The 11,402-nt window shown below is 72.1% G+C and carries 9 protein-coding genes; 6 read left to right on the top strand and 3 right to left on the bottom strand.

Features of this window, described 5'->3' with window-relative positions; all coding sequences use genetic code 11:
• From ACF07S_RS06880 to ccrA, 5 genes are all read left to right on the top strand, one after another.
• Nucleotides 1-1,574: thioesterase domain-containing protein (locus ACF07S_RS06880; RefSeq protein WP_391973596.1), on the top strand; the 1,574-nt coding region annotated here is incomplete at its 5' end.
• Nucleotides 1,561-2,277, top strand: coding sequence for a class I SAM-dependent DNA methyltransferase (locus ACF07S_RS06875; protein WP_391961889.1), 717 nt, complete (start codon nt 1,561-1,563; stop codon nt 2,275-2,277). The genes ACF07S_RS06880 and ACF07S_RS06875, both read left to right, overlap by 14 nt.
• Before the next feature lie 35 nt (nt 2,278-2,312).
• Nucleotides 2,313-3,545, top strand: coding sequence for a hypothetical protein (locus tag ACF07S_RS06870; protein ID WP_391973595.1), 1,233 nt, complete (start codon nt 2,313-2,315; stop codon nt 3,543-3,545).
• Nucleotides 3,546-3,585: 40 nt separating this feature from the next.
• Complete coding sequence (locus ACF07S_RS06865) at nt 3,586-4,893, top strand: activator-dependent family glycosyltransferase (RefSeq protein WP_391973594.1); 1,308 nt, start codon at nt 3,586-3,588, stop codon at nt 4,891-4,893.
• 70 nt (nt 4,894-4,963) lie between these two features.
• Complete coding sequence (gene ccrA / locus ACF07S_RS06860; protein ID WP_391962466.1) at nt 4,964-6,295, top strand: crotonyl-CoA carboxylase/reductase; 1,332 nt, start codon at nt 4,964-4,966, stop codon at nt 6,293-6,295.
• 90 nt (nt 6,296-6,385) lie between these two features.
• Here the strand turns inward: ccrA and ACF07S_RS06855 are convergent, their stop codons facing one another.
• Both ACF07S_RS06855 and ACF07S_RS06850 read right to left on the bottom strand, forming a co-directional pair.
• Nucleotides 6,386-7,051: an O-methyltransferase gene (locus tag ACF07S_RS06855; RefSeq protein WP_391961892.1), complete on the bottom strand. Its 666-nt coding sequence runs from the start codon at nt 7,049-7,051 to the stop codon at nt 6,386-6,388.
• Nucleotides 7,052-7,054: 3 nt separating this feature from the next.
• Nucleotides 7,055-8,224 carry an acyltransferase family protein gene (locus ACF07S_RS06850; protein ID WP_391961893.1) on the bottom strand — a complete coding sequence of 390 codons (1,170 nt, stop codon included), beginning with the start codon at nt 8,222-8,224 and terminating at the stop codon, nt 7,055-7,057.
• A 183-nt stretch (nt 8,225-8,407) separates the two neighbouring features.
• On the opposite strand from ACF07S_RS06850, the gene ACF07S_RS06845 reads away from it, so the two are divergent.
• Complete coding sequence (locus tag ACF07S_RS06845; protein ID WP_391973593.1) at nt 8,408-9,643, top strand: cytochrome P450; 1,236 nt, start codon at nt 8,408-8,410, stop codon at nt 9,641-9,643.
• 54 nt (nt 9,644-9,697) lie between these two features.
• Here ACF07S_RS06845 and car(A) read toward each other — a convergent pair whose 3' ends face one another.
• Entirely contained in the window at nt 9,698-11,353 is a 1,656-nt protein-coding gene (car(A), locus tag ACF07S_RS06840) for an ABC-F type ribosomal protection protein Car(A) (RefSeq protein ID WP_391961895.1), read from the bottom strand.
• Between the last annotated feature and the right edge of the window lie 49 nt (nt 11,354-11,402).

Raw genomic sequence — 11,402 nt, 5'->3', positions numbered from 1 at the left:
GACAATCCCTCTACGCCGCCGCCAACGCCCACCTCGACGCCCTCGCCCAGCAAAACCACACCCAAGGACAACCCACCACCTCCATCGCCTGGGGGGTCTGGGGTGGGAAGGGCATGGTCGAACTCGCCCCGGAGGGCTACCTGGAGCGCCAGGGGGTGCGGCCGCTGCGGCCGGAAACGGCGTTGGCCGCGCTGCAGCAGGCCCTCGACCACCGCGACGTCAACGTGACCGTCGCCGACCTCGACTGGGACCGGTTCGCGCCCACCCTGACGGCGAGGCGTCCCAGCCCGCTGATCAGCGACATCCCGCAGGTCCGCACGGCGCGCCCGGCCACCCGGCGCGGTGCCGCGAAGTCCGGCCCGGCGGACGGCGAGCGGGCCGTGCCGCGCCTCGGACGGGCGCGGCCCGAGGAGCGGCGCGGGCTCGCGCTCCAGCTGGTGCGGGGGCTGGCCGCCGGTGTGCTCGGTCATTCCGGGGCCGAGCAGGTGGACGCGCGAGCCTCCTTCCGCGATCTCGGCTTCGACTCGCTGGCCGCGGTCAGTCTGCGGGACGGGCTGGCGGAGGCGACCGGGCTGGAGCTGCCCGCCGGCCTCGTGTTCGACCACGAGGACCCGACTGCGCTGGCGGACCACCTGTCCGAGCTGGCCGGGCGCGAGGCGGACGGCGTCTCCGGGTCGCCCGCGCAACCGGAGGGCACGCTGCTCGGCGTCCTGCGCACGGCCGTCGCCCGGGGCCGGACCGACGAGGCGGTGTCCCTGATGGCCGGACTGGCCCGGTTCCGGCCCGTCTTCACCGGCGACGGACCCCCGGCCGGACTCCCGGCGCCGGTGGGTCTCGCGACCGGGGCCGCGCGGCCGCGGCTGTACTGCTGCGCCGGCACGGCCGCCACGTCGAACCCCCGGGAGTACGCGCGTTTCGCGGACGCCCTGCGCGGCCGCCGGGACGTGACCGTCCTGCCGCTGCCCGGCTTCGCCGATCCGGCCGAGCCGCTGCCCGCATCGCTGGACGCGCTGCTCGCCGACCGGGCCGACGCGCTGCTGGAGCACTGCGGGGGCGAGCCGTTCGCCCTCGCGGGCCACTCCGCCGGCGCGAACGTCGCGCACGCCCTCGCCGCGCACCTGGAGTCGCGCGGCAGCGGTCCGGCAGCGGTCGTCCTGATGGACATGTACTTCCCGGACGACCCCGGCGCGATGGGCGTATGGCGGGACGACCTGCTGCGCTGGTCGCTGGAGCGCAGCCCGGTGCCGCTCGCGGAGCACCGGCTGACCGCCATGGCCGGGTACCACCGGCTGCTGCTCGGCAGCCGCCTCACCGCGCTGCGCGCGCCCGTGCTGCTGGTGCGGGCCTCCGAGCCGCTGCGCGAGTGGACCGGCGACGACGGCCCGGACGGCTGGCGGTCCCGGGTACCGGGGGCCACGAGCGTCACCGACGTGCCCGGCAACCACTTCACCATGCTCACCGACCACGCGGCGGACACGGCCTCGGCGGTCCACGACTGGCTGGCGTCCACCGCCCGCGACAACCACGACAGACCCACCGAATCCGTCCCGGAGGACGCTGATGTACACCGATGAGATCGCGGCCGTCTACGACCTGGTGCACGAGGGGAAGGGCAAGGACTACCGGCGCGAGGCGGAGGAGATCGCCGCCCTGGTGCGGGCCGAGCGCGCGGACGCCGGGTCGCTGCTCGACGTTGCCTGCGGGACCGGTCAGCACCTGCGTCACCTCGCCGGTCTCTTCGACCACGTGGAGGGCCTCGAGCTCTCCCCCGACATGCTCGCCCTGGCGGCGCGCCGCAACCCTGACGTGCCGCTGCACCAGGGCGACATGCGCACGTTCGGGCTCGGCCGGCGGTTCGACGCCGTGGTCTGCATGTTCAGTTCCATCGGTCACCTGCGTGACACCGGCGAACTCGACGCCACGCTGGAGCGTTTCGCCCAGCACCTCGGCCCGGGCGGCGTGATCCTCGTCGAACCCTGGTGGTTTCCCGAGTCGTTCACGCCCGGTCACATCGGGGCGAGTCTCACCGAGACCGGTGAGCACACGATATGCCGGATGTCGCACTCCGTGCGGGAGGGCGACGCCACCCGGATCGAGGTGCGCTACCTGCTCGCGCACCCGGTGGACGGCGTCCGCGTCCTCTCCGAGAGCCACCGGATCACCCTGTTCCAGCGGTCGGCGTACGAGCGGGCCTTCAAGAACGCCGGCTGCGAGGTGCGGTACCTGGATCGCAGCGACATCGGCCGCCCCGGCCTGTTCATCGGAACGTGCCGCTGAACGGCGTCCGGCACCGAACCGGAGAAGGAGGAGCCATGTCCGCCACCACCACCGTCGAGGTCCCGGCCGCCCGGCCGGACGACGAGATCCGCGAATTCGGCCGTCGGCTGCAACTGACCCGTGCGGGAATCTGGTTCGCGGGCAACCAGGGCGACCCGTACGCGATGATCCTGCGCGCCACCGACGACGACAGCGCCCCCTGGGAGGAGCGGATCCGCGCGCACGGCACGTGGTTCCGCAGCGACCTGCTCGGCGCCTGGGTCACGGCGGACCCCGCCGTGACGGGCCGGGTGCTGAGCGATCCCCGCTTCGGCACACTCGACCGCGCGGGACACCGCCCGGACGCCGGCCTGCTGCCGATCGCCGCCGAGTTCCCCGAGTACGAACGCCCGGAGCTCGCCCGCCTGCACGCCCTGGCCGCCCCGGTACTGAGCGACACCGCCCCGCTCGGCGTCGAGCGGGCCGAAGCGGATGCTCCGGTCCTTGCCCGCCCGCCCGCCGACGGCGCCGCGTTCGATCTCGTCGGCGATGTCGTCCGGCCGTACGTCGGGGCGTTGGTCCTGCGGCTGCTGGGCGCCGGAGAGGGGGAGCGGGCGGAGGCGGTCCGTCTCCTCACCCGGTGCGGGCCCCAACTGGACGCCCGGTTCACACCGCAGACGCTGGCCGTGGCACGGGACTCCGCCGCGGCGGTCCGGGAGGTGGCCGCGCTGGTCCGCGAACTCGTCGCCCGCGAGGCCGCCACGGGCGCGGACCGGCCGGCCGGCCTCATCGCAGCGCTGCTGGGCCGGGGCGTCGCACCCCGGGACGTCGAACGCATCGGTCTCGTCCTCGCGGTCGGCGCGCCGGAACCCGCCGCGACGGCCGTCGCGAACACCGTGCGGGCGCTGCTGAGCGGCTCCGGGGACTGGGCGAACGCCCGCCACGCCCCGGCGGCGTCGGCTGCTGTCGACCGCACGCTGCTCGTGCGGCCGCCCGCCCGCCTGGAGCGCCGGGTCGCCCACGAGGACGTCCGCCTGGGGGGCCGTCGCATCCGCGCCGACGACCAGGTGGTGATGGTGGCCCCGGCCGCTCCGGACGCTCCTCGGGACGTGTCCCGCACCGGGCCGTACCTCGGCCTCGCGCTGCCCGTCGTACGGCTGGCCGCCACGACCGCCGTGTCGGCCCTGGCCGGCGCGCTGCCCGGCCTGAAGGCCGCGGGCCCGGTCCTGATGCGCCCCCGCTCGCCGGTCGTACGGTCCTACGCCCGCTTCCCCGTCACCGCGCACTGAGCCCCACGCCACCGTCCGCCCTCGCACGATCGGAGCCCCGATGCGAGTCCTGCTGACCTCGCTCGCGCACAACACGCACTTCTACAGTCTCGTGCCGCTGGCCTGGGCGTTGCGTGCGGCCGGGCACGAGGTGCGGGTGGCCAGTCCGCCCTCGCTCACCGACGTCATCACCTCCGCCGGTCTGACCGCCGTCCCCGTCGGCGACGACCGGCCCGCCGTCGAGCTGCTGGCCGAGATGGGCAGCGATCTGGTGCCCTACAACAAGGGCCTGGAGTTCACCGAGGACGGCCCGGCCCAGGAGGCCGGCTGGGAGTACCTGCTGGGCCAGCAGACGCTGATGTCGGCTTTCTGCTTCGCTCCCTTCAACGGTGCGGCGACCATGGACGAGGTCGTCGACTTCGCCCGCGGCTGGCGCCCCGACCTGGTCGTGTGGGAACCCTGGACGTACGCGGGCCCGGTCGCCGCCCGTGCCTGCGGCGCCGCGCACGCCCGCATCCTGTGGGGCCCCGACGCGATCGGGCGTTCCCGCAGACGCTTCCTCGAAGCGCTCCACGAGGTCCCGCCGGAGCTGCGCGAGGACCCCATCGCGGAGTGGCTCGGCTGGACCCTGGAGCGGTACGGGTGCGCGTACGACGAACGGGACGTGCTCGGCCACTGGGTGATCGACCCGGGTCCGCGGAGCACCCGGCTGGACGTGGGGCAGACCACCGTGCCCATGCGGTACGTCCCCTACAACGGGCGCTCGGTGATCGAGCCCTGGCTCCTGCGCACGCCCGAGCGTCCCCGGATCTGCCTCACCCTCGGCACCTCGGCCCGCGAGACCTACGGCCGCGACGCGGTCTCCTTCCCGACGCTGCTGGAGTCGCTGGGCCGGCTCGACATGGAGGTGGTGGCCACCCTCGACCACTCCCAGCGCGAGCGGTTGGGCCACCTCCCCGACAACATCGTGCCGGTGGACTTCGTCCCGCTCGACGCGCTGCTGCCCAGCTGCGCCGCGATCATCCACCACGGTGGGGCGGGCACCTGGTCCACGGCCCTGCTGCACGGTGTGCCGCAGTTGCTGGTGCCGTCCCTGTGGGACGCGCCGCTCAAGGCACAGCAGTTGCAGCGTCTGTCGGCCGGTTTCCACCTGCCCCCGGCGGACCTCACCGCGGACATGCTGACCGCGGCGGTGCGTACGGCGGTGGAGGACCCCTCGATCCGGGCGGGCGCGCGCCGGCTGCGCGCGGAGATGCTCGCCGACCCCACACCCGCCGGAATCGTCCCGATCCTGGAACGCCTCACCGCCGAACACGCCGAACACGCCGGACACGCCGAACAGCAGGAACACCGGGCGGCGGTGGTCTGACCACAGACCCGGCCGCATTCTTCGCAAACCGACCGAACGGAGCGCACCCGTGATGCCCGTGAACCCCGCCATGACCGACCTGCTCGCCACGATCACCGCGCCCGGCCGAACCGCCGCCGACATCGCCGCGCTGCGGCTGCCCGAGTCCTACCGGGCCGTGACCGTCCGCAAGGAGGACGTCGGCATGTTCGACGGCATGAGCAGCGCGGCCAAGGATCCGCGCAAGTCCCTGCACGTGGACGAGGTGCCGCTGCCCCGGCTCGGGCCGGGTGAGGCACTGGTGGCGGTGATGGCCAGTTCGGTCAACTACAACACCGTCTGGTCGTCGATCTTCGAGCCGCTGCCCACCTTCGGTTTCCTCGAACGGTACGGCCGCACCTCGCCTCTGGCCGCGCGCCACGACCTGCCCTACCACGTGCTCGGCTCGGACCTGGCCGGTGTGGTGCTGCGCACCGGGCCGGGAGTGCACGCCTGGCGGCCCGGTGACGAGGTCGTCGCGCACTGCCTGTCGGTCGAGCTGGAGAGCCCCGACGGCCACGGCGACACCCTGCTCGACCCGGAGCAGCGGATCTGGGGGTTCGAGACGAACTTCGGCGGGCTGGCGGAGATCGCGCTGGTGAAGTCCAACCAGCTGATGCCCAAGCCCGGCCATCTCTCCTGGGAGGAGGCCGCGGCTCCCGGTCTCGTGAACTCCACCGCCTACCGGCAGCTGGTCTCCCGCAACGGCGCCGCCATGAAGCAGGGCGACAACGTGCTGATCTGGGGCGCGAGCGGCGGACTCGGCAGTTACGCCACCCAGTTGGCGCTCGCCGGCGGGGCGACCCCCGTCTGTGTCGTCTCCTCCCCCCGGAAGGCCGAGATCTGCCGGCGGATGGGCGCCGAGCTGGTCATCGACCGCAGCGCCGAGGACTACCGCTTCTGGAAGGACGAACACACGCAGGACCCCAAGGAGTGGAAACGGTTCGGCAAGCGCATCCGTGAGCTGACCGGGGGCGAGGACGTCGACATCGTCTTCGAGCACCCCGGCCGCGAGACCTTCGGCGCCTCCGTGTACGTCACGCGCAAGGGCGGCACCATCGTGACCTGTGCGTCCACCTCAGGCTTCGAGCACCAGTACGACAACCGCTATCTGTGGATGTCGCTGAAGCGGATCGTCGGCACCCACTTCGCCAACTACCGCGAGGCGTGGGAGGCCAACCGGCTCATCGCCAAGGGCCTCATCCATCCGACGCTGTCCCGCACCCATCCCCTGGAGGACACCGCACTGGCGGTCTCCGAGGTGCACCGCAACGTCCACCAGGGCAAGGTCGGCGTCCTGTGCCTGGCCCCCCGGCAAGGGCTCGGCGTACGCGACCACGAACTGCGTGAACGCCACCTCACGGCCATCAACCGGTTCCGCTGAGGGAACGGCCGCACGCGAAGAGTGGTGCCCACCGCCTTTGGGCGGTGGGCACTCACGGCGTCACGGCTCCCCGTTCCCCTGGCGCGTCGGTCACTCCCGGCGGCGTGCCAGGGTGATGCCGTCGGCCATGGTCAGCAGGGCGAGGTCCACCCGCTCGTCGTGGAGCAGCCGCTCGTTGAGTTCGCGTACGGCGAGGGTGTCGGGATCGTCGGCCCGCGGGTCCGCCACCCGGCCGAGGAACAGGGTGTTGTCGACGGCCAGCAGCCCGCCGGGGCGGACCAGTGCGAGCGCCTCCTCACAGTAGTGCGGGTATCCGGCCTTGTCCGCGTCGACGAACACCAGGTCGAAGATTCCGTCGCCTTCGTGTTCGCGCAGGTCGGCCAGGGTCCGAACGGCGTCGCCGATGCGAAGGTCGATGCGGTCGGCGACGCCCGCCCGCTTCCAGAACGGGGCGCCGACGCCGGGCCACCGCTCGGTGATGTCACAGGTGACGATCCGGCCGCCGGGCGGCAGTGCCCGGGCCATGCACAGCGTGCTGTACCCGGTGAACGTGCCGATCTCGAGTATCCGAGTGGCGCCCGTGAGCCGGATCAGCAGGGCGAGGAGCTGGGCCTCCTCCGGCATGACCTGCATGGCGCGTCCGCCCGGCAGGTCCGCCGTCAGCTCCCGCAGTTCCCGCAGCACGGCGTCGTCGCGCAGCGAGACGCTCCTGGCGTATTCCAGCAGTGCCGGACTGAGAGCGGTCTGGTCGGCCACGTGTCACGCCCTTTCCAGCGGAGCCTGGTGCGAGCGGGCCCCGGATGCCGGAGCCGGCTCCTCCGGAGAGCGACGGCCGCGCAACAGGGTCATGCAGGGCCGCTCGACGAAGATGTGCAGGAGTGCGCTCGCGGCGATCGTGACCCCCAGCGCCGCCACGGTGATGCCGAGCGCCGCGAGGGTGTCCCACTGCCGGGCGTACCCCTGGTCGCCGCCCAGCAGCCGGTGCCCGTAGCGGATGATCAGGAAGTGGATCAGGTAGAAGGCGTACGACCACTCGCCCAGCCTGACCAGCACGGCCGTGCGCAGTCCCGTACGGCGCCCGCGCAGGTCACCGTCCGCCGCGGCGGCGATCAGCAGGGCGATGGGGATGACGGTGGTGGCGGTGAGGGTGAACATCGGCGGCACCACCTGGTTGAGCGCGAACGCGCCGCCGAGCAGCAGCGCGGCCGTGCCCGTTCCGGGCCCCCGCCACGTCCCCTGGCGCCGGATCAGCGCCAGGACGATGCCGAGGACGAACTCCAGCATCCGCACGGGCGGGAACCAGTACGTGAACCACATCTCCCGCAGCGGCATCCCGGGAACGACCTCGGCGCTGTCCGGCAGCAGCCGGGCCGCGAACGGCATGCACGCCACGGCCACCGCCAGCCCGGCCGCGTACCACCACAACTGGCGCGCAGGTACCCGGCGCAGCAGCCGGTACCACAACGGAAACGACAAATAGAAGGCCATTTCACAGGAGAGCGACCAACTCGGGGTATTGAATCCCGAGACGATCGACGCGTCCGGCAGCCAGGAATGCACCAGCAGCAGGTTGGGCACCATGCCGTCCCACGTCGAACCCCCCGGCAGCACCGGCTCGGAGAGGCTGAAGATAATGACGCCCGCAATACAGAAGGTGACGAAATGCAGCGGATAGATCTTGGCGAACCTACGCTGCCAGAAACCCCTGACGGAGTCGCCGTCCCGGGCCGACCAAGTCAGCACATAGCCACTCAGCACGAAGAACAGGGAGACCGCGAGCGAGCCGAGCGAAGTGAGGTGCCCCAGGGCCGACGCCACGTCCGGGTCGCTGAAAATGCCCTGCTGGGCGATATGGCAGACGAATACGGAAAGCGCCGCGAACCAGCGCAGCCCGGTCAATGAGGGTAGACGCTCGACGCGCGACTGCATCGATTCTTGTTCCTTTCGCTGGAAACGGTGCCGAATCGTCGGCCGAGATCAGGCGCGCCCATCCTGGTTTCGGGATATTTCTCCGGCAACCCGGAGGTGACACAGTCAGTCCCGCTTTCCTTTCTCGGCACCGCTGTCCCGGCCGACACTGTGGCGACGGCAGTTCAGAGGAGGGCAGTGACGATGACAGCGCTGAACCTGATGGATCCCGAGGTGCTGCGCGATCCGTTCGGCACCTACGCCAGGATCAGGACCCGGGCACCGCTGGTGCGGGCCGCGTACCCGTGGGGCGCCGTCCAGTGGCTCGCGACCCGGTACTCCGACGTCAAGGCGGTGCTGACCGACCCCCGGCTGGTGAACAACCCCGCGAACGTTCCGGAGATGAACCTGCCCCATGCGTACGAGCAGGCCCTGGGCGACGACGGCATCCCCGACGCGTACGTGCGGTACCTGGTGGGCAGCATCCTGTCCCAGGACGGTCCCGGCCATCTGCGGTTGCGCCGGCTGTCCTCGCGGGCGTTTACCGTGCGGCGGGTCAATGACCTGCGGCCACGGGTGACGGAGCTGGCGCACCGGTTGCTGGCGGCGCTCCCCGGCCGGGCGCGGGACGGTGTGGTCGACCTCCTCGAGGACTTCTCCTATCCGCTGTCCATCGACGTCATCTGCGAGATCGTCGGTATCCCGGAAGAAGCGCGGGAACAATGGCACACGTGGGGTTCCGCCTTCTACACCATGGACCCGGCAGTGATCGGGCCCGCGGTACGGGGCATGGTCGACCATCTCCACCTGGTCATCGAAGAGCGCCGGGCCACGCCCGCCGGCGATCTCCTCACCGGTCTGGTGCAGGCCGAGGACGAGCAGGGGGAGCCGCTCACCGACGAGGAGATCGCCACGCTCGTCCTGACCTTCGTCACGGCCGGGAACGAGACCACCGCCCACCTCATCGGCAACGGGGTCGCGGCGCTGCTCACCCACTCCGACCAGCTCGCCCTGCTGCGCTCCGACCGACGGCTGCTGTCCCCGGCGGTCGACGAGTTGATGCGCTGGTGCACGCCCGTCCAGGTCACCCAGCCGCGCTACGCGACCGAGGACCTCGAGGTCGGCGGCATCGCCGTACGCAAGGGCGAGCAGGTGGTGGCGGTGATCGGCGCCGCCGGACACGATCCGGACCGGTTCCCCGACCCCGAGCGGTTCGACATCACCCGGGGCCACCGCGCACCGCACGAGGCACACGTCGGGTTCGGCTTCGGCCCGCACTACTGCCTGGGCGCCGCCCTGGCTCACCAGGAGACCGCGGTCGCCCTCGACACCCTGTTCGACCGCTTCCCCGGCCTCGCCCTCGCCGTACCGCCGTCCGCGCTGGAACGGCAGCCCTTCCCGGGCGCCTGGCGCCTGAAGAGCCTGCCGGTCCGCCTCTGACCGTCCGGAGGGACGGACCCCCAGGTACCCGTCCCTCCCCCACCGCTTCGGCGATCAGGCGGCGGTGAACTCGGCGACGTGTCCGTCCCGCAGCGTCAGATGGGCGCCGGTGAAGCGGGACCGCATGCGCCGGTCGTGGGTGACGACGACGACCGTGCCCTGATAGCCGGTCAGCGCCTCCTCCAGCTCCTCGACGAGCGCGGGCGAGAGATGGTTGGTCGGTTCGTCCAGCAGCAGCAGGTCGACCGGCTCGGTCACCAGCCGGGCGAGTTCGATGCGGCGCCGCTGCCCGTACGACAGGTCCTGCACACGCTGCCGGAGGTCGTCCGGACTGAACAGCCCGAGGGAGAGCAGCGACTCGGCGTGCTCGTCGACGTCGCCGACCCGTCCGCTGCTGAACGCCTGAAGCACCGTCATCCCCTTCTGCCACGGCGCCTGTTCCTGCCGCAGGTGTCCCACCCGGCCCGACACCCGCACCGATCCGCTGTCGGGTGCCAGCTCCCCGGAGAGCACCCGCAGCAGCGTCGTCTTGCCCGCCCCGTTGGGGCCGGTGATCAGCAGCCGCTCACCGGGCCCGAGGCGCAGGGAGTCGATGCCGAGCCGGTCGGCGACCCGGATGCCGGTGAGTTCGGCCACCGTCTCCTGAGGCTGCGCGGCCTCCGTGGTGATCTCGGCGGTGAAGGTGAGCGGCTCGGGCGGCGGCGCGACCGGGTTCTCGGTCAGCCGCTCGACGCGTTCCTTGGCGTTGCGGATCCGCACCATCGCCCCGTGGCCCCGCCCGCGCATCCGGAACTGTCCGGCGCCGAAGACGGCGAAGGGCAGCTTGCGCGGGATGGCGTCCAGGCGCGCCACGTTGGACGTGATCAGTTCGCGGCTGCGGTCCAGTTCGGCGCGCCACTGCTCGTACTCCAGCAGCCGGCGCTGCCGTTCCGCCGCCTTGGCCGTCAGGTAGCCCTCGTAGCCGTTGCCGTAGCGCATCACCTTGCCGGAGTCGACCTCCAGGATCGTGGTGGTGAGCCGGTCGAGGAAGAGCCGGTCGTGGGTGACCGCGACGACGGTGCCCTTGTGCTTGCGCAGGTGTTCCTCCAGCCAGCCCACGGCCCGGTCGTCCAGGTCGTTGGTCGGCTCGTCCAGCAGCAGCAGTTCGGGTTCCGAGGCCAGCGTCGCCGCCAGGGCGAGGCGCGAGCGCTCGCCGCCGGAGAGGGTGCCCAGCCGCCGGCCGCGTTCCAGCCCGGGCAGCCCGAGCCCGTGCAGCGCGATCTCCACCCGGGAGTCGGCCTCGTAGCCCCCGCGGGCCTGGTACTGGTCGACCAGCGCGGCGTAACGCTCCAGGAGGCCGGCGAGTTCGGGGTCCTGGCCCGCCTGGTAGGGCCGTTCGGCCAGCTCGGCCTCGGTCCGGCGCATGCCCTCCTCCAGCTCCCGCAGGTCGGCCAGGGCCAGATCGACGGCGTCCTGGACCGTGGCGTCCGGCGGCAGCTCCAGTGTCTGGGCCAGATAGCCGACGCCGCCGGGCGCGACCACCGTCAGCGCACCGTTGTCCGGCTGTTCCTGCCCGGCGATGAGCTTGATCAGCGTGGACTTGCCGGAGCCGTTGTCCCCGATGACACCGACCTTCTCGCCCGGCTTGACGGTGAAGCCGATCCGGTCGAGTACGACGTGGTCCTGGTAACGCTTGGTGATGTCATGCAGAGCGAGTTGCGCTGTCGACACGCAGGAGTCCTCCTGATCTGGGTTGAGTGATGTCGCCGCGCACACAGCA

The organism is Streptomyces sp. NPDC016640 (assembly GCF_043076215.1).
In the GTDB taxonomy this organism is placed as follows: Bacteria; Actinomycetota; Actinomycetes; order Streptomycetales; family Streptomycetaceae; genus Streptomyces.
Note: the sequence above shows the minus strand (reverse complement) of the source record. Positions and strands in the feature narration are given on the sequence as shown.

Coding starts and splice junctions, on each gene's coding strand:
- ACF07S_RS06865 (WP_391973594.1), top strand. CDS start 3,586: ATGCGAGTCCTGCTGACCTCGCTCGCGCACAACACGCACTTCTACAGT.
- ACF07S_RS06845 (WP_391973593.1), top strand. CDS start 8,408: ATGACAGCGCTGAACCTGATGGATCCCGAGGTGCTGCGCGATCCGTTC.
- ACF07S_RS06850 (WP_391961893.1), bottom strand. CDS start 8,224: ATGCAGTCGCGCGTCGAGCGTCTACCCTCATTGACCGGGCTGCGCTGG.
- ccrA (WP_391962466.1), top strand. CDS start 4,964: ATGACCGACCTGCTCGCCACGATCACCGCGCCCGGCCGAACCGCCGCC.
- ACF07S_RS06875 (WP_391961889.1), top strand. CDS start 1,561: ATGTACACCGATGAGATCGCGGCCGTCTACGACCTGGTGCACGAGGGG.
- ACF07S_RS06870 (WP_391973595.1), top strand. CDS start 2,313: ATGTCCGCCACCACCACCGTCGAGGTCCCGGCCGCCCGGCCGGACGAC.